This window comes from Aquincola sp. J276 (assembly GCF_024700035.1).
GTDB classification, from domain to species: Bacteria; Pseudomonadota; Gammaproteobacteria; order Burkholderiales; family Burkholderiaceae_C; genus Aquincola; species Aquincola tertiaricarbonis.
In genome coordinates this window covers 3,778,359-3,801,575 of record NZ_JAJONC010000001.1, presented here as the reverse complement: position 1 = coordinate 3,801,575, position 23,217 = coordinate 3,778,359, and the positions used below count along the sequence as shown (strand labels likewise).

The 23,217-nt window shown below is 69.8% G+C and carries 25 protein-coding genes; 12 read left to right on the top strand and 13 right to left on the bottom strand.

Annotated features, from left to right (window positions below):
• Positions 1 to 423 (bottom strand): type VII toxin-antitoxin system HepT family RNase toxin, encoded by a 423-nt coding sequence (locus tag LRS14_RS17760; protein ID WP_046114635.1) that lies wholly within the window; start codon positions 421 to 423, stop codon positions 1 to 3.
• Complete coding sequence (locus LRS14_RS17755) at positions 413 to 808, bottom strand: type VII toxin-antitoxin system MntA family adenylyltransferase antitoxin (RefSeq protein WP_046114636.1); 396 nt, start codon at positions 806 to 808, stop codon at positions 413 to 415. Before LRS14_RS17755 ends, LRS14_RS17760 begins: the two co-directional genes overlap by 11 nt.
• A 94-nt stretch (positions 809 to 902) precedes the next feature.
• On the opposite strand from LRS14_RS17755, the gene LRS14_RS17750 reads away from it, so the two are divergent.
• Entirely contained in the window at positions 903 to 1,238 is a 336-nt protein-coding gene (locus LRS14_RS17750; protein WP_310740843.1) for a hypothetical protein, read from the top strand.
• A 1-nt stretch (position 1,239) separates the two neighbouring features.
• Here LRS14_RS17750 and LRS14_RS17745 read toward each other — a convergent pair whose 3' ends face one another.
• Genes LRS14_RS17745 through LRS14_RS17735 form a run of 3 tightly spaced genes read right to left on the bottom strand, consistent with a single transcriptional unit; the run spans position 1,240 to position 6,682 of the window.
• Entirely contained in the window at positions 1,240 to 2,127 is an 888-nt protein-coding gene (locus LRS14_RS17745; protein WP_046114637.1) for a LysR family transcriptional regulator, read from the bottom strand.
• 23 nt (positions 2,128 to 2,150) lie between these two features.
• The gene (locus tag LRS14_RS17740; RefSeq protein WP_257800363.1) at positions 2,151 to 3,095 is read right to left on the bottom strand and encodes a response regulator transcription factor; all 945 of its coding nucleotides are present in this window, start codon (positions 3,093 to 3,095) and stop codon (positions 2,151 to 2,153) included.
• Positions 3,092 to 6,682, bottom strand: a complete 3,591-nt coding sequence (locus LRS14_RS17735) for an ATP-binding protein (protein ID WP_257800362.1) — start codon at positions 6,680 to 6,682, stop codon at positions 3,092 to 3,094. Before LRS14_RS17735 ends, LRS14_RS17740 begins: the two co-directional genes overlap by 4 nt.
• Positions 6,683 to 6,748: 66 nt before the next feature.
• Here LRS14_RS17735 and ureA point away from each other — a divergent pair, with 66 nt between their 5' ends.
• The 4 genes from ureA to ureC all read left to right on the top strand — a co-directional run bounded on the left by ureA (position 6,749) and on the right by ureC (position 9,800).
• Positions 6,749 to 7,051 carry an urease subunit gamma gene (gene ureA / locus LRS14_RS17730; RefSeq protein ID WP_046114640.1) on the top strand — a complete coding sequence of 101 codons (303 nt, stop codon included), beginning with the start codon at positions 6,749 to 6,751 and terminating at the stop codon, positions 7,049 to 7,051.
• Positions 7,052 to 7,121: 70 nt separating this feature from the next.
• Complete coding sequence (locus LRS14_RS17725; protein ID WP_257800361.1) at positions 7,122 to 7,739, top strand: HupE/UreJ family protein; 618 nt, start codon at positions 7,122 to 7,124, stop codon at positions 7,737 to 7,739.
• Between the two features lie 13 nt (positions 7,740 to 7,752).
• Positions 7,753 to 8,058, top strand: a complete 306-nt coding sequence (locus LRS14_RS17720) for an urease subunit beta (protein ID WP_257800360.1) — start codon at positions 7,753 to 7,755, stop codon at positions 8,056 to 8,058.
• Between the two features lie 14 nt (positions 8,059 to 8,072).
• Entirely contained in the window at positions 8,073 to 9,800 is a 1,728-nt protein-coding gene (gene ureC, locus LRS14_RS17715) for an urease subunit alpha (RefSeq protein WP_257800359.1), read from the top strand.
• A 14-nt stretch (positions 9,801 to 9,814) separates the two neighbouring features.
• Here the strand turns inward: ureC and LRS14_RS17710 are convergent, their stop codons facing one another.
• The gene (locus LRS14_RS17710) at positions 9,815 to 10,201 is read right to left on the bottom strand and encodes a type II toxin-antitoxin system death-on-curing family toxin (RefSeq protein WP_257800358.1); all 387 of its coding nucleotides are present in this window, start codon (positions 10,199 to 10,201) and stop codon (positions 9,815 to 9,817) included.
• A 12-nt stretch (positions 10,202 to 10,213) separates the two neighbouring features.
• On the bottom strand, positions 10,214 to 10,438 hold the full coding sequence (locus LRS14_RS17705) for an AbrB/MazE/SpoVT family DNA-binding domain-containing protein (RefSeq protein WP_046114645.1): 225 nt from the start codon (positions 10,436 to 10,438) through the stop codon (positions 10,214 to 10,216).
• Positions 10,439 to 10,501: 63 nt separating this feature from the next.
• Between LRS14_RS17705 and ureE the strand changes: the two genes are divergently transcribed.
• The 4 genes from ureE (at position 10,502) to lysM (ending at position 13,192) form a co-directional block, all read left to right on the top strand.
• The gene (gene ureE / locus LRS14_RS17700; protein ID WP_257800357.1) at positions 10,502 to 11,200 is read left to right on the top strand and encodes an urease accessory protein UreE; all 699 of its coding nucleotides are present in this window, start codon (positions 10,502 to 10,504) and stop codon (positions 11,198 to 11,200) included.
• Entirely contained in the window at positions 11,197 to 11,895 is a 699-nt protein-coding gene (locus tag LRS14_RS17695) for an urease accessory protein UreF (protein WP_257800356.1), read from the top strand. The genes ureE and LRS14_RS17695 overlap by 4 nt, the downstream gene beginning before the upstream one ends.
• Positions 11,896 to 11,911: 16 nt before the next feature.
• Positions 11,912 to 12,562: an urease accessory protein UreG gene (gene ureG / locus LRS14_RS17690; protein ID WP_257800355.1), complete on the top strand. Its 651-nt coding sequence runs from the start codon at positions 11,912 to 11,914 to the stop codon at positions 12,560 to 12,562.
• Between the two features lie 105 nt (positions 12,563 to 12,667).
• The gene (lysM, locus tag LRS14_RS17685; RefSeq protein ID WP_257800354.1) at positions 12,668 to 13,192 is read left to right on the top strand and encodes a peptidoglycan-binding protein LysM; all 525 of its coding nucleotides are present in this window, start codon (positions 12,668 to 12,670) and stop codon (positions 13,190 to 13,192) included.
• Positions 13,193 to 13,205: 13 nt separating this feature from the next.
• Here lysM and LRS14_RS17680 read toward each other — a convergent pair whose 3' ends face one another.
• Positions 13,206 to 13,433, bottom strand: coding sequence for a bacterioferritin-associated ferredoxin (locus LRS14_RS17680; RefSeq protein ID WP_046114650.1), 228 nt, complete (start codon positions 13,431 to 13,433; stop codon positions 13,206 to 13,208).
• A gap of 82 nt (positions 13,434 to 13,515) precedes the next feature.
• Positions 13,516 to 13,992, bottom strand: coding sequence for a bacterioferritin (gene bfr, locus LRS14_RS17675; RefSeq protein WP_046114651.1), 477 nt, complete (start codon positions 13,990 to 13,992; stop codon positions 13,516 to 13,518).
• A gap of 155 nt (positions 13,993 to 14,147) precedes the next feature.
• Between bfr and corA the strand changes: the two genes are divergently transcribed.
• On the top strand, positions 14,148 to 15,116 hold the full coding sequence (gene corA, locus LRS14_RS17670; RefSeq protein ID WP_257800353.1) for a magnesium/cobalt transporter CorA: 969 nt from the start codon (positions 14,148 to 14,150) through the stop codon (positions 15,114 to 15,116).
• Positions 15,117 to 15,202: 86 nt separating this feature from the next.
• On the top strand, positions 15,203 to 16,378 hold the full coding sequence (locus LRS14_RS17665) for a phospholipase A (RefSeq protein WP_257800352.1): 1,176 nt from the start codon (positions 15,203 to 15,205) through the stop codon (positions 16,376 to 16,378).
• A gap of 105 nt (positions 16,379 to 16,483) precedes the next feature.
• On the opposite strand, the gene sppA is transcribed toward LRS14_RS17665, so the two are convergent.
• From sppA to LRS14_RS17645, 4 genes are read right to left on the bottom strand one after another with little or no spacing between them, the layout of a single operon-like run.
• The gene (gene sppA / locus LRS14_RS17660) at positions 16,484 to 17,503 is read right to left on the bottom strand and encodes a signal peptide peptidase SppA (RefSeq protein WP_257800351.1); all 1,020 of its coding nucleotides are present in this window, start codon (positions 17,501 to 17,503) and stop codon (positions 16,484 to 16,486) included.
• The gene (locus LRS14_RS17655; RefSeq protein ID WP_257800350.1) at positions 17,503 to 17,922 is read right to left on the bottom strand and encodes a Rieske 2Fe-2S domain-containing protein; all 420 of its coding nucleotides are present in this window, start codon (positions 17,920 to 17,922) and stop codon (positions 17,503 to 17,505) included. Before LRS14_RS17655 ends, sppA begins: the two co-directional genes overlap by 1 nt.
• Positions 17,915 to 18,589 carry an HAD family hydrolase gene (locus LRS14_RS17650; protein WP_157039658.1) on the bottom strand — a complete coding sequence of 225 codons (675 nt, stop codon included), beginning with the start codon at positions 18,587 to 18,589 and terminating at the stop codon, positions 17,915 to 17,917. The genes LRS14_RS17655 and LRS14_RS17650 overlap by 8 nt, the downstream gene beginning before the upstream one ends.
• A complete protein-coding gene (locus tag LRS14_RS17645; protein ID WP_257800349.1) occupies positions 18,586 to 19,503 on the bottom strand; it encodes an RluA family pseudouridine synthase in 918 nt (305 codons plus the stop codon). The genes LRS14_RS17650 and LRS14_RS17645 overlap by 4 nt, the downstream gene beginning before the upstream one ends.
• A gap of 603 nt (positions 19,504 to 20,106) precedes the next feature.
• Between LRS14_RS17645 and LRS14_RS17640 the strand changes: the two genes are divergently transcribed.
• Positions 20,107 to 23,202 (top strand): Rne/Rng family ribonuclease, encoded by a 3,096-nt coding sequence (locus LRS14_RS17640; RefSeq protein ID WP_257800348.1) that lies wholly within the window; start codon positions 20,107 to 20,109, stop codon positions 23,200 to 23,202.
• The last annotated feature ends 15 nt before the right edge of the window (positions 23,203 to 23,217 follow it).

The following is a 23,217-nucleotide window of genomic DNA, read 5'->3' as shown; positions in this document are numbered from 1 at the left end:
TCAGGCGGCCGGCTCGTCGCGCTGGATCAGCGCCCGGCTGTACCGGAGAAATTCGTCGAGGTGGTCGCGGATGATGGCCACCGTGATCGGCAACTGAAGCTTCTGGTACTCGTGCACCGCGATGTTGCGGAAGCCGACCATGCGCTTCATCGCGTCCGCCAGCGCCACATCGATATGGCCGGCCCGAGCCAGCAGGTCGAAGACCTGACGCGCACTCTGCGGCAGGCCAAGTTGGTCGCGCCGGACCAGGTGCTGCCCCATGTCCAGCGCGGCCTCGCAAGCGCGCTGGATGTTCAGGATGGCGGCGTCCTGGCGGGTGAAATCGGTGGCGAAGCTGTCTGGGCCGCGCTCGTATTCCTCCCGCGCACGGCGCACGCAGCGCTCGATCGCAGCAGCCTTGTTCAGCAGGACCTCATTGGCCATAGACGCTGCCCCGACGAAGGATGTCTGCCATCAGCGGCGCGCGCGCTTCGTCCAGCGCCAGCATCTCGTTCAGCATGGCCGCCTCCCACATCATGACGTCGTCGTCGCGCCGCCACCAGGTCACGCCCGTGGTCAGCACCTGGTGCTGCATCACGGTGGAGGCAGCACGCATGTCCAGCAGGTCGACATGGCAGCCCGCCACGTCCGCCACCTCGCTGGCCAGCGACCACAAGGCCACCGGCTCGGCATAACCCGGCACCAGCACGGCCAGGTCGAGGTCGCTGTCCGCATCGGCGGTGCCCTGGATGCGGCTGCCGAAGGCGTACACCGCCATCAGGTTGGGCAGGCGCTGGCGTAGCAGATGGACGATGGCGTCGGCATTCATGGGCCGCATTGTCGGCCCAGCCGCCGGAGCAGGCCCTGGCGCAGCCCGCTTTTCCGCCCGCCGGCCCGGCCACGGGCGGCCGATGATGCGCACCATGACCCGCGTGTTCATGCTGCGCAGCGATGCACCGACCAAGCCCGCCGCCGGCCAGCCCTGCAACGGCTGCGGCGTGTGCTGCGCGGCCGAGCCCTGCCCGGTCGGCATGCTGGTGAGCCGCCGCCGCACCGGCCGCTGCCGGGCGCTGGTGTGGCAACAGGGCCGCTACCGCTGCGGCATGGTGTCGCACACCGCACGCCACCTGCCTCCGGCCGCTGCGCTGGCTGGCACCGGTGGCCCGGCACATGGCCCTGCGCTGGATTGCCGCCGGCAGCGGCTGCGACAGCCTGGCCGAAGTGCAGCCCACCGACCGCGCCTGAAACCGCCCCGCTGAATCAGGCCGCCGCGCCCGCCGCGGCACCGAAGGCCTCGATGAAATCCGCCACCGGCTGCGGCGAGCGCAGGCCCTGCGGCAGCAGCGCACGCACCTCCACCGGTACCTCGGGCAGCAGCGTGCGCACATGCAGGCTGCGGCTGCGGCTGTCGTGCGCGGTGAAGGAATCGATGATGGCCGGTCCGAAGCCCTGCTCGGCCAGCAGCATCGCGATGTGGTGCGTCTGCACCGTGATGCCCGGCGCCGGCGTGTGGCCCAGCCGGTTCCACTGGTCGGCCAGCATGGCGCCCACCGGGTCGCGCTCGTCGATGCGGATGAAGGGCGTGCGCACCACGTCCTCCAGCGCCACCGTGGTGCGGCGGTCGGCGCGCTCGCCCTGCGGCGTGACGCACACCAGCCGGCCGGTGGCCACCCGCTCCTCATGCACCGCCGGGTGGCCCAGGCTGCCGTAGACGATGCCGACGTCGCCCTCCTGCAGCGCGATGGCGCGGGCGATCTCGCGGGTGTGCAGCGTCTGGATCGACACCGGCCGCTTCGGGTGCCGGCGCCTGAAGCGCTTGAGCGCCGCCGGCAGCACATGCACCGCCAGCGAAGGGACGATCAGGATGCGCAGCTCGCTGTCCTCGCCGCTGCCCAGCGCGGTGGCGATGCGCCGCACCGATTCCAGCTGCGACATCAGCCGCTGCACCTCCGGGTACAGCGACTGCGCCTCGTGCGTGGGCACCAGCCGGTTGCGCTGGCGGGTGAAGAGCGAATAGCCCAGCTGCAGCTCGGCATGCTGCAGCGCCTGGGTGATGGCCGGCTGCGTCACGTGCAGCAGCCGCGCCGCGGCGCTGGCACTGCCGGTGAGCATGATGGCGTTGAAGACCTCGATGTGCTTGAGCCGCATGCGTGTGTGCGCCGATGCCCGCCTCAGCGCCCCAGCTGCCGCACGCGCTGGATGGCCAGCGCGGCGGCGGCGGTGCGGGTCTCGACGCCCAGCTTCTCGTACACCCGTTCCAGGTGCTTCTTCACCGTGGCGGCGCTGGCGCCGAGGATATCGCCCACGTCGCGGTTGGTCTTGCCCTTGACGACCCAGTACAGCACCTCGGCCTCCCGTGCGGTGAGCTTGAAGGCGAGCATCATGCCTTCCAGCATCGCGGCGTCGTTGGCCTCGCGCAGCACGATCAGCCATTCGTCCTCGCCGGTGCTCTCGTGCAGCGTGAAGTGCAGCCGCCGCGCGCCCTGCACCAGCGAGCCGGCCTGCGAGGCGCTGCCCACCGCGCCGGCGGCTACCTGCTGGCGCACCCAGTCCAGCAGCGGCGGCGGTGTCCAGGGGCTGTCGCCGCCGAACCATTGCTGCAGCATCTGCCGCGCCAGCGCGGTCTGCCACACCAGCCGGCCGTCGCCCGCGCGCACCACCAGCGTGGCATGGCCGAAGGCATCGAGCGCACTGCGGGCCTGGTGCGCCTGCCGCGCGTTGTTCACATGGGCCGCCAGCCGGGCCAGCACCTCGCGCGGGCGGATGGGCTTGGTGACGTAGTCCACCCCGCCGGCGGCAAAGGCGGCCAGCACATGCTCGGTCTCGGTCAGGCCGGTCATGAAGACGATGGGGATGGCCGCCGTGGCCGGGTCGGCCTTGAGGCGGCGCGCCACCTCGAAGCCGTCCATGCCCGGCATCATCGCGTCGAGCAGCACGATGTCGGGCTGCGCCTGCGCCGCGCGCTGCAGCGCGCCTTCGCCATGGGTGGCCACCAGCACGGTGTAGCCGCTCTCGTCCAGCGCGTCGTGCAGCATCGACAGGTTGTCGGGCTGGTCGTCGACGATCAGCACCACGTCGCCGGCGGCCCGGTCGAAGGCACTCGTCTGCACTGTCATGACACGTCCGCGGGCCGGGCACCCGGCCGCTCAGAAACTTCCATCGCCAAGCCCTCCCGCACCGCAGTGTGCATGGCATCCAGCTGGAAACCTTGCGCCAGCGCACGCATGCGCGCGACGAAGCGGGCCGAGCCGGCATGCGCGGCCTCGATCTCGTCGAGCTTGCGCACGATGCCGCGCACGTAGCCCAGGCTCACCAGCTTGTCGAGTTCCTCCAGCTGCGCACGCGGCGGCAGGGGCACGCTGCCACCGTCGTCGGGCGGCGGCGCGGCCGGCGCGGCCTCCAGCACCCGCGGCACCGAAGAGGCCGCCGACACGTCGATCCACTGCAGCTGCAGCCGCCGGCCCAGCCAGTCCAGCAGCTCGCCCACCCGCACCGGCTTGACCATGAAGTCCTCGGGCGTGATGCCCACGTCGTTCTCCAGCCCCTTGTCGAAGGCATTGGCCGAGACGATGGCCGCCGGCGCCGCGCTCAGGCCCTGCGCGCGCAGCCGGCGCAGGGTCTCCCAGCCGTCGATGCCGGGCATGGCCAGGTCCATCAGGATGACGTCGGGCGCCAGGCCTTCCACCCGAGCCAGCGCTTCCTCGCCCGAGGCGGCCTGCGCCACCTCGAAGCCCAGCGGCTCCAGCACGCTGGCCAGGAAGCCGCGGTCCAGCTCCTCGTTGTCCACCACCAGCACCTTGCGGCGCGGCCCGACGTAGCCGGTGCGGCGCTGCTGCACGATGGCCGGCATCGCCAGCGCGGCGCGCATCTCCGGCAGGAACAGGCGGATGGTGAACTTGCTGCCCGCGCCCAGCTGGCTCTTGACGGTCATCTCGCCGCCCATCAGGTCGGTCAGCATCTTGGCGATGGTCAGGCCCAGGCCGGTGCCGCCGCTGGCGGACATGCCGGCGGCCGAGCCGCGCATGAAGGGCTCGAACACCCGCTCCAGCTCGGCGTCGCTCATGCCGGGGCCGGAGTCCTCGATCTCGAAGCGCGCCAGCTCCCGCGCCCAGGTCACGCGGAAGGCCACGCGGCCCTGCGCGGTGAACTTCACCGCATTGCCCAGCACGTTGATCAGGATCTGCCGCAGCCGCTTCTCGTCGGCGCGCACCACGTCGGGCAGGCTGTCGGCGATCTGCGGCTCGAAGGCGATGCCCTTGCCGGCGGCCTGCAGCTCGAACAGGCGCGACAGCTCGTGCACGCACTCGCGGAAGCGCATCGGCTGCGGGCTGAGGTTGAACTTGCCGCCCTCGATGCGCGCGATGTCCAGCGTGCCCTCGATCAGGCTCAGCAGGTGGTCGCCGCCGCGGCGGATCACGCTCACCGCACGCTTGCGGTGCTCGGGCATGGCCTCGTCCTCCTCCAGCAGCTGCGCATAGCCCAGGATGCTGTTGAGCGGCGTGCGCAGCTCATGGCTGATGGTGGTGATGTAGCGGCTCTTGGCCTGGTTGGCCGCGTCGGCCGCGCGCTTGGCCTCCTGCAGCGCGGCGTCGGTGCGGCGGTGGGATTCGGCTTCGCGCTGCAGGGCCTGCGTCTGCTCGTGCAGCGCCTGCGTCTGGCGATTGGATTCCTCCTGCGCCACCTGCCGGCTCTTGTGCGTGAGCACCAGCCACCAGGCCACGATGCCCGAGACCAGCAGCAGCGCCGCGAAGGCCTTGACGAAGCCCAGCCGCAGCGCCGGCTGCACCGCCACGCCGGCCTCGCCCAGCAGCCGCAGTTCATGTGCATAGAGCGCGCCGAACAGCAGCGCCAGCACCGGCACCACCATCAGCATGACCATCAGGTAGTGGCCCAGGCCGGAGTCGATCGAAGGCCACAGTGCCCGCGGCATGAGCTTGCGCAGCAGCGCCGCCCATTGCGCCGACAGCCGCGCATCGGGCTTGCACAGGTCGTCGCAGCGGGCGTCGAGCGAGCAGCACAGCGAGCAGATCGGCCCCTGGTAGGCGGGGCACTGCGCCATATCGGGGTGCTCGTATTCGCGCTCGCAGATGCAGCAGCGCTGCAGGCCGTAGGCGGCCAGCGCCGCCGGCCGCGACCCGGCGCTGCTGCCCTCGGGCACCAGCCGGAAGATGCGCCGCCCCGGCACCACCGGCGGTGGGGGGCCGGCGCCGTCGTGGCGTGCCAGGTAGTAGCGCCCGCCAGTGGCCCAGGCGATCAGCGGCGAGGCGACGAAGGCCGTGACCATCGCGATCACCGCCGAGAAGGCCTGCGCCAGCTCGCCGAAGGCGCCCATGTGCGCCGCCACTGACAGCACCGAGGCGATGCCCATCGCACCGACGCCCACCGGGTTCACGTCGTACAGGAATGCGCGCTTGAACTCGATGCCCTTGGGGCTCCAGCCCATCGGCTTGTTGACCACCAGGTCGGCCACCACCGCCATCATCCAGCTGATGGCCAGGTTGGAGTACAGGCCCAGCACGTGGCCGAGCGCCTGGAACACGTCCAGCTCCATCAGCATCAGCGCGATCAGCGTGTTGAACACCACCCACACCACGCGCCCCGGGTGGCTGTGCGTCAGCCGCGCGAAGAAGTTGCTCCAGGCCAGCGAGCCGGCATAGGCGTTGGTGACGTTGATCTTGAGCTGCGAGATGACGACGAACAGCGCCGTGGCCGCCACCGCCCAGCCGTAGTGCGGGAACACAAGGTTCCACGCGTTGACGTACATCTGGTTGGGGTCCACCGCCCGCTCGGCCGGCACCATGTGCGAGATGGCGATGTACGCCAGCAGCGTGCCGGCCAGCATCTTCACCACGCCCAGCACCACCCAACCCGGCCCGCCCACCAGCACGCCCGCCCACCAGCGCATGCGTGAGCGCGGCGTGGTGGGCTCGGGCATGAAGCGCAGGTAGTCGGCCTGCTCGCCCATCTGCGTGATGAGCGCGATGCCCACCGTGAGCGCGGCGCCGAAGCCCAGCAGGTTGAAGTGCGGCGTGTCGTGGCTGCCGCCGTAGCCCGACAGCTCGCTCAGCACGCCGGGATAGGCATGGAACACGTAGACGAAGGGCAGCACCAGCATCAGCAGCCACAGCGGCTGCGTCCACACCTGCAGCCGGCTGATCATCGTCACGCCGTGCGTCACCAGCGGAATGACCACCAGCGCGCAGATCAGGTAGCCCCAGGCCGGCGGGATGTCGAAGGCCAGGTCCAGCGCATAGGCCATCACCGCCGCCTCGAGCGCGAAGAAGATGAAGGTGAAGCTGGCGTAGATCAGCGAGGTGATGGTGCTGCCGATGTAGCCGAAGCCGGCGCCGCGGGTCAGCAGGTCCATGTCCACGCCGTAGCGGGCGGCGTAGATGCTGATGGGCAGGCCGGCCGCGAAGATGATGAGCCCCGTGCACAGGATGGCCCAGAAGGCGCTGGCAAAGCCGTACTGCACCAGCAGCGTGGCGCCCACCGCCTCCAGCACCAGGAAGGAGGCGGCGCCGAAGGCGGTGTTGGCCACCCGCCATTCCGACCACTTGCGGAACGAGCGCGCGGTGAAGCGCAGCGCATAGTCCTCCATGGTCTCGCTGCCGACCCAGCTGTTGTAGTCGCGCCGGACCTTGACCACCCGTTGCGGCGCGTCGCCCATGCGCTGTTGCGGCGCCGTACTGTCTTCCACCATGCCGGGAACGGATCAAGAACCGCACCAAGCCGCGGCACTGGCATCCATCCTGCTGACGGCCGGTGCATGGAACTCACGCCCCGCGAGAAGGACAAGCTCCTGATCTTCACCGCCGCCCTGCTGGCCGAGCGCCGCAAGGCCCGCGGCCTCAAGCTCAATTACCCCGAGGCGGTGGCGCTGATCAGCGCCGCCATCATGGAAGGCGCCCGCGACGGCAAGACCGTGGCCGCGCTGATGAGCGAAGGCAAGACCGTGCTGTCGCGCGCCGACGTGATGGACGGCATCGCCGAGATGATCCCGGAGATCCAGGTGGAAGCCACCTTTCCGGATGGCACCAAGTTGGTGACGGTGCACCAACCCATTGCATGAGCCGGCCAGGCGGCGCACCGTTGTGGCGCTGCCGGCCTGCCCGTTCCCATACGTTGATGAAGGACCGCCGATGACCCCTCGCCCCTGCCGCGCCGCCCTGCTGGGCCTGGCCGCCGCCTTCCCGTTGATCGCCTCGGCCCATGGCGGCAGCGACGGCGCCGCGCACCACGGCCTGCTGGCCGGGCTGCTGCATCCGTTCACCGGGCTGGACCACCTGCTGGCGATGCTGGCGGTGGGCGCCTGGGGCGCGACGGCGCTGCCGGCGGCCGATGCGCAGGCGACGTCGCCGGGCGGCCGCGTCGCGGCTGCGGCCCGGCTGCCGCTGGTCTTCGCCGCGCTGCTGCTGGCCGGTGCGCTGGCGGCGGCGGCCGGCCTGCGGCTGCCTGCCGTCGAGCCGGTGATCGCCGCCTCGCTGCTGGTGCTCGGCCTGCTCGTGGCGCTGCGCAGCCCACTGCCGGCGGCGGCGGCCTCGGCGCTGGTCGGCGGCTTCGCGCTCTTTCATGGTGCAGCGCATGGCACGGAGCTGGGCGGTGCTGCGGCGCTGGCCGGCATGGTGATGGCCACCGCGCTGCTGCATGCGGCCGGGCTGGCGCTGGGCTTCGCCTGGCGCGGCCGCGCCGCATGGATGGCGCGGCTGGCCGGCGGCGGCACCGCGCTGTTCGGCGCCGGCCTGCTGTTCTTTGCCTGACCAGGAGCCGCGCATGATCCCCGGCGAACTGTTCACCGACGACGGCGAGCATGAACTCAACCCCGGCCGCCGCACGATCACGCTGGTGGTCGAGAACGCGGGCGACCGGCCGATCCAGGTCGGCTCGCACTACCACTTCGCCGAATCCAACGGCGCGCTGACTTTCGACCGCGACGCCGCGCGCGGCATGCGGCTGAACATCGCGCCGGGCACCGCGGTGCGCTTTGAGCCGGGCCAGCAGCGCACGGTGGAACTGGTGGACTACGCCGGCAACCGCACCGTCCACGGCTTCCGTGGGCTGGTGCAAGGCCAACTCTGAAAAGGCGGCGCGACATGGCAAGAATCGGACGACGCGCCTATGCGGAGATGTTCGGCCCCACGGTGGGCGACCGCCTGCGGCTGGCAGACACCGACCTCATCATCGAGGTGGAGAAGGACTACACCCTGGCCGCAGGCGGCCATGGGGAGGAAGTGAAGTTCGGCGGCGGCAAGGTGATCCGCGACGGCATGGGGCAAAGCCAGGTGCCCAACGGGCCTGGCGCCCACGAGGCGATGGACTGCGTGATCACCAACGCGCTCATCGTCGACCACTGGGGCATCGTCAAGGCCGACATCGGCATCAAGGGCTGCCGCATCGCGGCCATCGGCAAGGCCGGCAACCCCGACGTGCAGCCGGGCGTGGACATCGTCATCGGCCCGGGCACCGAGATCATCGCCGGCGAAGGCATGGTGGTGACGGCCGGCGCCATCGACAGCCACATCCACTTCATCTGCCCGCAGCAGATCGAAGAAGCGCTGATGAGCGGCGTGACCACGATGATCGGCGGCGGCACCGGCCCGGCCACCGGCACGCTGGCCACCACCTGCACGCCCGGCCCCGCGAACATGGAGCGCATGCTGCAGGCGGCCGACGCCTTCCCGATGAACATCGGCTTCTTCGGCAAGGGCAACGCCAGCCGGCCCGAGGCCCTGCGCCAGCAGGCCGAAGCCGGCGCGGTGGGCCTGAAGCTGCACGAGGACTGGGGCACCACGCCCTCGGCCATCGATTGCTGCCTGGGCGTGGCCGAAGAGCACGACATCCAGGTGGCGATCCACTCCGACACGCTGAACGAATCGGGCTTCGTCGAGAACACCATCGCCGCCACCCAGGGCCGCACGCTGTGTGCCTTCCATACCGAAGGCGCCGGCGGCGGGCATGCGCCCGACATCCTGCGCGTCGTGGGCGAGGCCAACTTCCTGCCTTCGTCGACCAACCCGACGATGCCGTACACGGTCAACACCATCGACGAGCACCTGGACATGTTGATGGTGTGCCACCACCTCGATGCGTCCATCGCCGAGGACCTGGCCTTCGCCGAGAGCCGCATCCGCCGCGAGACCATCGCCGCCGAGGACATCCTGCACGACCTGGGCGCGATCAGCATGTTCAGCTCCGACAGCCAGGCCATGGGCCGGGTGGGCGAGGTGCCGCTGCGCTGCTGGCAGACCGCGCACAAGATGAAGCAGCAGCGCGGCACGCTGCCCGGCGACAGCGAGCGCAACGACAACACGCGGGTCAAGCGCTACATCGCCAAGCTGACGATCAACCCGGCCATCGCCCACGGCATGAGCCATGAGGTGGGCTCGATCGAGGTGGGCAAGTGGGCCGATCTGGTGCTGTGGCGGCCGGCGTTTTTCGGCGTCAAGCCCAGCCTGATCCTGAAGGGCGGCTTCATCGCCGCGGCGGCGATGGGCGACCCCAACGCCTCCATCCCCACGCCGCAGCCGGTGCACTACCGGCCGATGTTCGGCAGCTACGGCGGCGCGGTGCAGCACACGTCGCTCACCTTTGTCAGCGCGGCCTCACTGGCCAGCGGCGCGGCCGAAAGCTATGGGCTGCACAAGCCGCTGGTCGCGGTGAGGGGCTGCCGCGGCATCACGAAGGCCGACATGGTGCACAACGCGCTGACACCCGCGATGGAGATCGACGCCCAGACCTACACCGTGCGCGCCGACGGCGAACTGCTGACCTGCGAGCCCGCCAAGGTGCTGCCGATGGCGCAGCGCTACTTCCTGTTCTGACCGCCCGGCGGCAGTCAGCGGGGCCGGCTGTGCGTGCGGATCCAGGCGGCGAAGGCCGGCTCCTCGATGGCACCGGCGGCGACGTCGAGCATGGTGAGCACGCAGTCGGCGTCGGTGGCCCACAGCTCGGCGCCGTTGAGCGCCAGGAACAGCTCCACCGTCACGAAGGCCGTGCGCTTGTTGCCGTCGATGAACGGGTGGTTGCGCGCCAAGCCGTAGCCGTAGGCAGCGGCCAGGTCGGCGATGTCGGGGTCGCCGTCGTTGGCCTGGTTGCGCGGCCGGGCCAGTGCCGAGGCCAACAGACCCTCGTCGCGCGTACCCGGCGCGCCCCCGTGCTCAGCCAACTGCTCCGCATGCACAGCCGCCATCACCGCAGGGTCGAGCCAGATCCAGTCTTGCATCGTCGCCCCCGCCTACTTGGCCAGCTCGCGCAGAACGTCGCGCCGCTTCTTCATCACCCGGCGCGCCTCGGTCATCTGGCGTTCGAACTCGGTGCTGTACGGTGTGAGGGTGACGCCGTTCTCGGCCTCGGTGAGGTAGACGGTATCGCCCTTCTCCAACTTCAACCGCGCCAGCACCTCCTTGGGCAGGATGACGCCGACCGAATTGCCGATCTGGGTGAGCTTGAGTGCCGACATCGATGGCTCCGGGGTTTGTTATAACGGTTGTTATTATCCTGCTTTGCCCTCCACCTCACAAGCATGCTCACCGTCAACAAACTGATGCCCCAGGGCCGCGGCCTGGCCGCCGTGCTGCTCAAGCGTGCGGCCGGCGTGTCGCTCGACTGGGACGTGCGGCAGAAAAGTCGCTTCGACGCCACCGATTCCACCGGCCGCGGGCTGGGCGTGTTCCTGCCGCGCGGCACGGTGGTGCGCGGCGGTGACGTGCTGGTGGCCGAGGACGGTTCGCTCATCCGCGTGGAAGCCGCGCCGCAGCCGGTGCTGGTGGTGCGCCACTGCGCAGACCACGGCAGCGCCTTCGACCTGCTGCGCGCCGCCTACCACCTGGGCAACCGGCATGTGCAGCTGGAGTTGAAGGCCGACCACCTGAAGCTGGAGCCCGACCATGTGCTGGCCGACATGCTGCGGGCCATGCACCTGATCGTGACGGAAGCGAACGAGGGCTTCGAGCCGGAAGGCGGCGCATATGCGGCCGGCGGGCATGGGCACGGGCACGGGCACGGGCATGCGCACGGCGACGCGCACGGCCACGAACACGATCATGCGCATGGTCACGACCATGGGCACGGCGAACACGGCCACGGCCACGATCCCGCCACCCCGGTGGCCGCGCAGCCCGCTCGCAAGCCAATCGCCATCCCCATCGCCGTGGCTGCCCCGGCCCCGCATGTGCACGGCCCGGGCTGCGGCCACGACCACGACCACGGCCACTCGCATTGAGCACCGCCGCCCTGCCCGCCCCTGCGCTGCTGCAGCTGATCTGGCTGGCCTCGCCCGCCCTGCCGGTGGGCGGCTTCAGTTATTCCGAGGGCCTGGAAGCCGCGGTCGACGCCGGCCTCGTCACCAACGAAGCCACGGCCCGCGGCTGGCTGCTGGACCAGCTGGCGCTGGCCCTCGGCCGCGCCGACCTGCCGGTGCTGGCGCAGGCCTTCGCCGCCTGGCAATCGCACGACGGCATCCGCATCGCCGAACTCAACGACTGGGTACGCCACACCCGCGAAAGCCAGGAGCTGCGCCAGCAGGCCGAGCAGATGGGCCGCTCGCTGGTGGAATGGCTGCGCAACGGCGCCGCCCGTAACGACCCGCGGCTGGCCACGCTGGCCGCATTGCAGCCTGCGCCCACCTGGCCGGTGGCCTTCGCGCTGGCCGCCGCGCGCAGCGGCGCCCCGGCGGACGCCGCGCTGCAGGCCCATGCCTTCGGCTGGGCCGAGAACATGGTGCAGGCCGCGCTGAAGGCGGTGCCGCTGGGCCAGAGCGCCGGCCAGCGCATCCTGCAGTCGCTGCTCGAGCGCATCCCGGCCGTGGTGGAAGCCGCGCTGGCTTGCACCGACGACCAGCGCCAGGCCTTCACGCCGATGCTGGCCATCCTCTCTGCCCGGCACGAGACCCAGTACTCCCGCCTCTTCCGTTCCTGACCAAGACACGCCCACCATGAGCACCGCCCTGCACCACATCCCGCGCCGAACCAAGAAGCTGCCGCCGCTGCGCGTGGGCGTGGGCGGCCCGGTCGGCTCCGGCAAGACCACGCTGGTCGAAATGCTCTGCAAGACCATGCGCGAGCGCTGGGACCTGGTGGTCGTCACCAACGACATCTACACCAAGGAAGACCAGCGCCTGCTGACCGTGGCCGGCGCGCTGGAGCCCGAGCGCATCATGGGCGTGGAAACCGGCGGCTGCCCGCACACCGCCATCCGCGAGGACGCGTCGATCAATCTCGAGGCGGTGGACCGCATGCTCGACAAGTTCCCGGATGCCGACATCGTCTTCATCGAGTCCGGCGGCGACAACCTGGCCGCCACCTTCAGCCCGGAGCTGAGCGACCTGACGATCTACGTGATCGACGTGGCCGCCGGCGAGAAGATCCCGCGCAAGGGCGGCCCCGGCATCACCAAGAGCGACCTGTTCGTCATCAACAAGACCGACCTCGCACCCTACGTGGGCGCCGACCTGGGCGTGATGGAGGCGGACACCCGCCGCATGCGCCCCAACCGCCCCTTCGTGATGACCAACCTGCGCACCCACGCCGGCCTGGCTGAGGTGGTGGACTTCATCGAGACCAAGGGGCTGTTGCGCGGGGCATGACGCCTGTGCGCGCTTCGTGACATACGCCGCCGGGTGTATCCGTGGGGGCCACCGGGCATGGCCGGTGCCTAGCATCACCAGCCAACCAATCACGAGGAGAACCCCATGGGTCTGATGTCCTTCATCAAGGAAGCCGGCGAGAAGCTGTTCCACATCGGCGAAGCCAAGGCAGCCACGCCGACCGCGGCACCCGCGGCAGGCGCCGCACCCGCCGCCCCCGCGGTGGACGTGGCCGCGTTGAACGAGAAGGCCGGCGCGGCCATCACCAACTATGTGAAGTCGCAGAACTTGCCGACCGAAGGCATCGACATCAAGTTCGATGGCGCCAGCGGCACCGTCACGGTCAGCGGCACGGTGCCCGACCAGGCCACCAAGGAAAAGCTGCTGCTGTGCTGCGGCAACGTGCAGTACGTGGCCGGCGTGAACGACATGCTGGTGGTGGCCCAGGCCGCCGAGCCGGCATCGCAGTGGTACACCGTGGTGTCCGGCGACAACCTGTCGAAGATCGCCAAGCAGTTCTACGGCAACCCGAACAAGTACCCGGTGATCTTCGAGGCCAACAAGCCGATGCTCAGCCACCCCGACAAGATCTATCCGGGGCAGATGCTGCGCATCCCGCCCGCGGCCTGAGCGGCAGGCGCCGTCAGGCCGTCACGGCCTGGCGGTGGATGTGGATCACATGCGCCGGCGCCTGGGAGGGCGCCGCAGCCGCCACCGCCTCATCGAACACCTGGCGGGCGCAATCCTCGCAGCAGCCGCAGTTGCGTGCGATGCAGGTGTCGTCCTGCAGCATCTCGAAGTCGGCGACGCCCTCACGCACGGCGCGCTGGATGTCGCGGTCGGAAATTCGGTGGCACAGGCAAACGATCATGGCGGCAACAGCAGTGAGCTGACCGCCAGTCTACAGGAATGCGAATCCTTCTCGTTTGTAAAAACCTACGATTCAGCCGGCTTCAGCTGAGTTCACCGACGGCCAGCTGCAGGTAGTTGGGCTCGCCGATCTTGTCCACCAGTTCCAGCTGGGTCTCGATGTGGTCGATGTGCTCCTCGGTGTCCGACAGGATGTCCTCCAGCAGCTCGCGCGAAACGTAGTCGCGCACCGATTCGCAATAGGCGATGGCGTCCTTCAGCAGCCCGTGCGAGCCCTTCTCGATCTGCAGGTCGCAGCGCAGCACCTCCACCACGTTCTCGCCGATCAGCAGCTTGCCCAGGTCCTGCAGGTTCGGCAGCCCCTCCAGCACCAGGATGCGATCCATCAGCCGGTCGGCGTGCTTCATTTCCTCGATGGATTCCTCGTACTCCTTCTTGGCCAGCTTCTCGAAGCCCCAGTTCTTCAGCATGCGGTAGTGCAGGAAGTACTGGTTGATGGCGGTGAGCTCGTTCTTCAGCTGGGCATTGAGGTATTCGAGGACCTTGGGGTCGCCTTGCATGCATGTTCTCCTTGTGGGCGCAAGGAACGATTGTGCGCGCCAGCAGCCCCTGCAAGCGGTCATTCCCCCCGGGTCGCGGTCTTGCTGCGAATCATTTGCAGGGCCGCACCCCGGGCGCGGCGCTAAAGTCCCCGCCACTCGAGGAGACAGCACCCATGCTCATCAACTGTGTCGTCTACCAGGACGGCAGGAAACTGGCGGACATCACCGTCGACGACATCAGCGATTACGTGGAGCGGGAGGACTGTTTCGTCTGGGTCGCACTGCTGAATGCCACCGATGCCGAGCTGCGCCAGATGCAGAAGGAATTCGGCCTGCATGAACTGGCGGTGGAAGACGCCCGCCACGGCCACCAGCGGCCCAAGGTGGAGGAATACGGCGACATGGTGTTCGCCGTGATGCACACGGTGGAGATCGACAACGAGGGCAGCCTGCAGGTGGGCGAGATCAACGTGTTCGTCGGGCCCAACTTCGTGCTGTCGGTGCGCAACCGCAGCACGCAGGGCTTCCTCGGGGTGCGCGGCCGTGCCGAGCGGGAAGCGCATCTGCTGCGCCACGGTGCGGGCTTCGTCTTCTATGCGCTGATGGACGCGGTGGTGGACCGCTACTTCCCGGTGATCGACCAGCTGGAGACCGAGCTGGAGGAGATCGAGAGCCGCATCTTCGACCGCGGCCGCGGGCGCGCCAACATCGAGCGGCTGTACGGCCTCAAGCAGCGCATCCTGATGGTCAAGCATGCGGTGGCGCCGCTGATGGAGGCCACCGGCAAGCTCAGCAGCGGCCGCGTGCCGCGGGTGTGCGACAACACCCGCGAATACTTCCGGGACGTGTACGACCACCTCACCCGCATCAACACCACGCTGGACACGCTGCGCGACACCATCGCCACCGCCATCCAGGTGAACCTGTCGATGGTGACGATCGAGGAGTCCGAGGTGACCAAGCGCCTGGCGGCCTGGGCCGGCATCTTCGCGGTGGCCACCGCCTTCGTCGGCGTCTGGGGCATGAACTTCGAGCACATGCCCGAGCTGAAGTGGCAGTACGGCTATCCCGTGGCGCTGGGCGTGATCGTCAGCGCCTGCGGCTTCGTGGCCTGGCGCTTCCGCCGCGCGGGCTGGCTCTGAGCTTGCACGGCCCGGCCGGTGACGCCCCTACACTGCGCGCCGGCGCCCCGCCGCGCCTCCGACTTCCGCCTTCACCCCACACGCCCTTGCCAAACGCCGACCCCTCCTCCCAGCGCCGCAGCTTCACCCTCCAGGCCGGCTTGCTGGCCGGAAGCCTGGCCGGCGCCGCATCGCCCGCCCTGGCGCAGCAGGTGCCCGCCACCGCGGCCAGCACCGCGCCGGCCGTCTCCGCCCAGCGGCTGACGCTGGCCGACTGCGCGGCCATCGGCCCCGCGGCGGACCGCCTGGCCTGCTACGACGGCCTGGCCGGCCGTGCACCGGCCGATCCCACGCCCGCCAGCCCGCCGCCGCCGCCGGCCGCGGCCGAGGCGGTGCCCGCGACCTCCACGCTGGCGCCGAAGGATGCACCCCTGGCGCCGGCCAACAGCCCGGACGGCGAGCGCAGCCTGCTGTCCAAGTACTGGGAACTGGACCCGCAGGACAAGCGCGGCACCTTCAACTTCGTGGGCTACCGGCCCAACTACGTGCTGCCGGTGCGCTTCACCAACAACATCAACCGCAATCCCAGCTCGCCCACGCAGGCGGCGGTGAGCCAGCCCAATGCGCGCCGCATCGAGGCCAAGTTCCAGGTCTCGCTGCGCACCAAGGCGGCCCAGGGGCTGGTGTTCCCCAATGCGGACCTGTGGCTGGCCTTCACCCAGCAGGCCACCTGGCAGGTGTACAACGGCGCGGACTCCAAGCCCTTCCGCAACACCGACTACGAGCCCGAGGCCACCTATGTGCTGGCCACCTCCCCCGGCCTGCGCAGCCTGCCCTTCGGCTGGCAGTGGCGCTACACGCAGCTGGGCATCGCGCACCAGTCCAACGGCCAGTCCGATCCGCTGTCGCGCAGCTGGAACCGGGTGTACCTGGGCGCCGGCTTCGAACGGGGCGACTGGTCGTTCACCACCCGCTTCCTCAAGCGCATCAAGGAGTCGATCGACACCGACAACAATCCCGACCTGGTGGACTACCGTGGCCGGGGGGAATTCCAGGTCAACTGGGCGCCGGGCCTGTCCACCGCCTCGCTGCTGTACCGCACGACGCTGAAGAACGGCCACTATGGCGCGCTGCAGTTCGAGTACACCTACCCGGTACTGAAGGAGCAGCCCAACGGGCTGCGCTGGTACATGCAGGTGTTCAGCGGCTACGGCGAGACGCTGACCGACTACAACTTCCGCCAGACCAGCGTGGGCCTGGGCGTCACCTTCCTGCAGTTCTGAGCCAGCCCCCAAGCTCACTGCGCTGGTGGCCCCCGAGGGGGGCGCAGGTTCCTTGGGGCGGCCGGGCGGAACCGATGGCCCCCAGCCACCGCTGGGGGCAGGCGCTCAGCGCAGCGGGCCGAAGGCGCGCAGCGCCTTCACGGCGCCTTCGCCCATCGCCGCGCCGAAGCGCTTGGCCAGGCGCTCGGCCACGTTGTCCTTGGGCGTGTAGTCCACCACCTCCTCGGCCTTGACCACCTCGCGCGCCACGTAGTCCAGCGTGCCCATGTGGTCGGCCAGGCCCAGCTGGACGGACTGCTCGCCGTTCCAGAACAGGCCCGAGAAGATGTCCGGCGTTTCCTTCAGGCGCTGGCCGCGGCCTTCCTTGACCACCGCGATGAACTGCTGGTGGATCTGGTCGATCATCGACTGCGCCAGCGCGCGCTGGCGCTCGGACAGCGGCGAGAACGGATCGAGCATGCCCTTGTTCTCCCCGGCCGTGATCAGCCGGCGCTCCACGCCCAGCTTCTCCATCAGCCCGGTGAAGCCGAAGCCGTCCATTAGCACGCCGATGGAGCCGACGATGGAGGCCTTGTCCACGTACACCTCGTCCGCCGCCACGGCGATGTAGTAGGCGCCGGAGGCGCAGATCTCCTCCACCACCGCATACACCTTCTTGCCGTGCTTGGCCTTCAGGCGGCGGATCTCGTCGTACACCATGCCGGCCTGCACCGGGCTGCCGCCGGGCGAGTTGATGCGCAGCACCACGGCCTGCGCATTGGCGTCCTCGAACGCCGACTTGAGCGCGGCGTTGATGTTCTCGGCGCTGGCCTCGGCGTCGGCCGCGATCTCGCCGCGCACTTCCACCAGCGCGGTGTGCGGGCCTGCCGGCGCCACATGCTGCACACGCTGCACGAACAGCGCATACAGCACCGCCAGCGTGATCGCCAGCCACACGATGCGGAAGAACACGCGCCAGCGGCGCTCGCTGCGGCGCTCCCGCAGCAGGCCATCGGCCAGTTGTTCCACCGCCGACTCCAGCCCGGCGGCACGCAAGGTGGCAACGGCGGGCGCGGCGGGGCGGTGAGGGGCGGCGTCATGCGGCGGCAGCCCAGAGGCGGCCGGTGCGTCGTCGTGGGGATTCATCAGGAGGCGCTTTCGGATGTCGGCGCGTCGAAGGCAACGGGCCGGATGTCGCGTGAAGGATACCAATACACCTTGCCGTCCGACTCCTCGGTGCGGATGGGTGTCAGCCGGCCGCGGCCGCAGGGGCCGCCCACGCAGTGGCCGTCGGCCGGTTCATAGGCGGCGCCGTGGATGGAGCACAGGATCCAGCGCTTGTCCATGTCCAGGAAGTGACCCTCCTGCCAGTCCATCTCGGTGGGCACATGCACGCAACGGTTCACGTAGCCCACCACCCGGCCGTCGAAGCGCATCGCGAAGCCGCGCGCCGGGGCGCCATGCAGCAGCAGGTCGAACACCCGGGCCTGCCCGCGCTCCTGCAGCTCGGCCGCATCGCACAGCAGTTGCGCCTCGTTGGGCGGCGTTGCCGCGTTTTCAGGCATGTTGCAGCAGCCAGTCGTGCAGCTCTTTTGTCGAATGGGCCACGAACAGCGGGTCGAAGGCCTCGAAGGCCTCGCGTTCATGCGCGCCGTAGCTCACCGCCACGCTGGGCGTGCCGGCGTTGGCCGCCATCTGCAGGTCGTGGGTGGTGTCGCCGATCATCAGCGTGCGCTGCGGCTCGGTGCCGAACTCGCGCATCAGCTCGTGCAGCATCAGCGGATCGGGCTTGGAGGCGGTGCGGTCGGCGGTGCGGGTGCCGTCGAACATCTCCACCAGGCCGGAATGTGCCAGCGCCTCGTCCAACCCCCGCTTGCCCTTGCCGGTGGCAACCGTCAGCCAATGGTGACGGGCCTTCAGGTCACGCAGCATCTCCAGCGTGCCGGGAAACAGCACCACCTCGTGCTGGCGGGCGAACCAGTGGTGGCGGTAGCGCGCGCCCAGCTCGGGGTAGCGCTCGGTCGGCAGGCCGGGCACGCAGTGCTGCAGGGCGTCGTTCAGGCCAAGGCCGATCACGTAGGCCGCGTCGGCGTCGCTCGGCACCACCGCGCCGATGTCGCGCGCCGCGCCCTGGATGCACTGCACGATCAGCGCGGTGGAATCGAACAGCGTGCCGTCCCAATCGAAGGCAATCAGGTCGAAACGTCGGGGTCGGGGGGCATTCAAGGTCATAACTCCGCCAGCAACTGCTGGCATTCGGTGGGCAGGTCGGCGGCCAGCTCGATGCGCTGGCCGCTGGCGGGATGGTCGAAGGCCAGGCGACGCGCATGCAGGAACATGCGCGAAAAACGCAGCGGCCCCCGCGCCATCTCACGGTTCAGCTCGAAATCGCCGTACTTCGGATCGCCGACGATCGGATGCCCTTCGTGCTGAAGGTGCACGCGGATCTGGTGCGTGCGGCCGGTCTTGATGGTCACGTCCAGCAGCGTGAACTGGGCGTAGCTGGCCGCCACCTTCACCAGCGTGATTGAGCGCTTGCCTTCGTCCTCGCCCTCGGCAGTGCGCACCCGGCGCTCGCCGGCGGCATCGAGAAACTTGTGCAGCGGCACGTCGATCACCTTGCGGCTGGCGGGCCAGCTGCCGATCACCAGCGCCGCATAGGTCTTGCCGGTGTCGCGGGCACGGAACTGGTCCTGCAGCGCGGTGAGCGCGCTGCGCTTCTTGGCCAGCAGCAAGATGCCGGAGGTTTCCTTGTCCAGACGGTGCACCAGCTCCAGGAATCTGGCCTGCGGCCGGGCGCGGCGCAGCTGCTCGATCACGCCGAAGCTCACGCCACTGCCGCCGTGCACCGCCACGCCGGCCGGCTTGTCGATGGCCAGCAGGTGCTCGTCCTCGTACAGCAGCGGAAATTCGCGCGCCGGCGCCGGCGGCGCTTCGCTGCGGTCGGGCAGGCGCACCGGCGGCACACGCACTTCGTCCCCCAGCTCCAGCCGGGTGTCGGCGCCCGCGCGGCCCTTGTTGATGCGCACTTCGCCGGAACGGATCACGCGGTAGACGTGGGTCTTGGGAACCCCCTTCAACACCCGCAGGAGGAAATTGTCCAGCCGCTGCCCGGCCGAGTTTTCGTCGATGACCAGCCGTTGCACGGCAGGCGCGTCGGCTTTTGTTTCTATAATCCGCGCGACCACGTTGGTGCTGCAAGTGCTTGAGTCGTAAAAGTTTACCCGGGCGCCCCACCACCAACGCGGCCAGTGGGCGAAAGCCCGAAAACCAGGTGATGCAACGTAGTGCGCCCGCGGCGGGCCCGGTCCCCAAGTGACCCGGCAGCCCCGGGGGTTCCGCGGCAGAGACACCGTCGAAGAACCCACCCGCGCGCGGCCGAAGTAGGTCGTCGCAACGGCAAGAACAAGGTTTCCCGGTGCCTGGCCCTCAACGGCCAGGCCCACGCGTCCAGTGACCCAGCGCATGCTGTCGCCGTCATTCCCCTCCAGCCGCCGCCCGCGGCCCTGTGCCCTATCCGGCCGGGGCCCGTGCCATGCTGCCGCCGTGCATTGCACGGCGCGCCCGGGAACTTGCGCCGCCAGCACCTTCGCCGGAGCCTGCGACGCACGCGCCAACGCTGCACCGCTGATCGTTTTTCCGCGATCACCACCGCAGTCCAGGGCGATTCCTTCCGGTTCCAAACGAGTGCTCGTGCATCGGTGAGTCGCCTTCCTCGCGGAAGGGGACGTGTCACGTTTGGAGTGCACATGAAGCGCATGCTGATCAACGCCACGCAGCCGGAAGAGCGGCGGCTGGCCATCGTCGACGGGCAGAAACTGCTCGACTTCGAAACCGAACTCGAAGGGCGCGAACAGCGCAAGGGCAATATCTACAAGGCCGTCGTCACCCGCGTCGAGCCTTCGCTGGAAGCCTGTTTCGTTGATTACGGCGAGGACCGCCACGGTTTTCTGCCCTTCAAGGAAATCTCGCGCAGCTATTTCAAGGAAGGCGCGGACGTCAAGAACGCCCGCATCAACGAGGTCATCAAGGAAGGCCAGGAACTGCTGGTCCAGGTGGAAAAGGAAGAGCGCGGCAACAAGGGCGCCGCACTCACCACCTTCGTGTCGCTCGCCGGCCGCTACCTGGTGCTGATGCCCAACAACCCACGCGGCGGTGGCGTCAGCCGCCGCATCGAGGGCGAAGACCGCGAAGAGCTGAAGGAAAACCTCGAGCAGCTCGAGTACCCCAAGGGCATGAGCCTGATCGCCCGCACCGCCGGCATCGGCCGCTCCGCCGCCGAGCTGCAGTGGGACCTCAACTACATGCTCAAGCTGTGGACCGCCATCGACGGCGCTTCGCAGGCCGGCAAGGGCGCGTTCCTGATCTACCAGGAGTCGTCGCTGGTGATCCGCGCGATCCGCGACTACTTCACGTCGGATATTGGCGAGATCCTGATCGATACCGACGACATCTACGATCAGGCGCAGCAGTTCATGAACCACGTGATGCCGGAGACGGCCAATCGCGTGAAGCGCTACCGTGACGACGCGCCGCTGTTCAGCCGTTTCCAGATCGAGCACCAGATCGAGACGGCCTTCAGCCGCACGGTGAACCTGCCCTCGGGCGGCGCCATCGTGATCGACCACACCGAGGCGCTGGTGTCGATCGACGTCAACTCGGCGCGTGCCACCCGTGGCAGCGACATCGAGGAGACCGCCACCCGCACCAACCTGGAAGCCGCCGACGAGATCGCGCGCCAGATGCGGCTGCGCGACCTGGGCGGCCTGATCGTGGTCGACTTCATCGACATGGAGGAGAGCAAGAACCGCCGCGAGGTGGAGCAGCGGCTGCGCGATGCGCTGCGCTTCGACCGCGCGCGGGTGCAACTCAGCTCGATCAGCAAGTTCGGCCTGCTCGAGCTCAGCCGCCAGCGCCTGCGCCCGGCCCTGAGCGAAGGCAGCCACATCACCTGCCCGCGCTGCAACGGCACCGGCCACATCCGCGACACCGAAAGCTCCGCGCTGCAGATCCTGCGCATGGTGCAGGAGGAGTCGATGAAGGAGAACACCGCCGCCGTGCATGTGCAGGTGCCGGTGGAGGTGACCAGCTTCCTGCTCAACGAGAAGCGCACCGAGATCACCAAGATCGAGCTGAAGCAGCGCATCACCGTGCTGCTGGTGCCCAACAAGCACCTGGACACCCCGAACTACCGTCTGGAGCGCCTGCGCCACGACGACCCGCGCCTGGAAGGCCTGCAGGCCAGCTACACCATGGTCGAGGAGCCGGACGACGAGGTGGGCATCACCCGCCGTCGCGACGCCAACGAGAAGAAGGCCAAGCAGGAGCCGGTGATCAAGGGCATCCTGCCCGAGACACCCGCGCCGATCTCGCCGCCCAAGCCCGCGCCGGCGCCGGCCCCGGTGGCCGCGCCCGCACCCGCCCCGGCACCGGTGGTGGCCGCACCCGCGCCAGCCCCGGCCGGCGGTGGTTTCTTCTCCTTCATCAAGAAGCTGTTCGGTGCACCGGAACCCGCCCCGGCGCCCGCGCCGGTGGCCGCGCCCGTGGCCGCACCCGCCACCGCCACGCCGGCCGGCGACAAGCGCGAAGGCCGCGATGGCCGCCGCGGTGGCCGCGGCGAGCGTGGTGAACGCGGAGAACGCGGAGAACGCAGCGAGCGTGGCGGCCAACGTGGCGAGCGCCGCGAGGGCAAGCCCGCCGGTGAAGGGGCCAGCGCCCGCGGTGGGCGCGAGGAACGCGCCGAGCGCGAACCGCGCAATGGGGAAGCGCGTGGCGAAGGCCGCCGCGAGGGTCGCCGTGACGGCCGCCGTGGTGAACGTGCCGAGGGCGACGCACCGCGCAGCACCGAGGCCGTGCAGACCTTCGTGGCCGGTGAAGGCGCCGAAGCCGCCGCCCGCCCGCCGCGTGCCGAACGGGGCGAACGCGGCGAGCGTGGCGAAGGCCGCCGGGGACCGCGTGCCGAGCGCGAGGTGAGCCTGGCCCCGGCCGATGCCGCCGAGCTGCAACCGGCAACGCAGGGCTTCGTCGACAGCCAGCCGGCCGGCGAAGGCACCGAGGCGGAGAACGCCGAGCGCGACGGCCGCCGCCGCCGCCGCCGCCGTGGCGGCCGAGGCCGCGAGGAAGGTGCCGAGCTGCCCGAAGGTGCGCAGGCCGCGGAGGGCGAAGGCAATGTCGAGGCTGCCGACGCCATCACCGAGCCGGTGGTCGTCGCCGCCGCGGACGTGGTGGGCGACGTGGCCACCGCCGAGCCGCTGAGCGGTGAAGGCCGCCGCCGCCGTGGCCGCGGCGATCGCAGCCGCCGTGACGAGCGGGACGAGACGCTGGAAGCCGGCGTGGCGGCCGAACCGCCGCTGCCCAGCAGCGGTGGCGTGCAGCCGGCCGACAGCGTCGAGCCCGACAACGCCCCGGTGATGGCGTACATGCCGGCCGCCGACGCGGACCCGGTGCCTGTGGCTGCCGAAGCCCGGGTGGACGATGCGCGCCCGGCTCCCGCTTTCGCCGCTGCGCCCGTGGCCGAGGAAGCGCCTGGGCAGGTGCCTGCGGCAGCGCCCGCCGTTGCAGCACCGGTCGAGGCGCCTGCGCCGGCCCCCGTGCCTGCTGCCGAGGCCTATGAGCTGCCCACCCGTTCGCTCGCCGAGCTGGCCCAGGGTGCCGGGCTGGAATGGGTCAACTCCGACGCCGACAAGGTGCGCGCGGCCCAGGAGGCGATGGCCAATGAACCGAAGCCTTTGCATGTGCCGCGCCAGCCCAAGCCGGCGGTGGTGATCGACGAAGGCCCGCTGGTGCTGGTCGAGACGCGCAAGGACCTCTCGCAGGTGCGCATGCCGTTCGACAACGCGGGCTGATCGCCTGACCCCCTG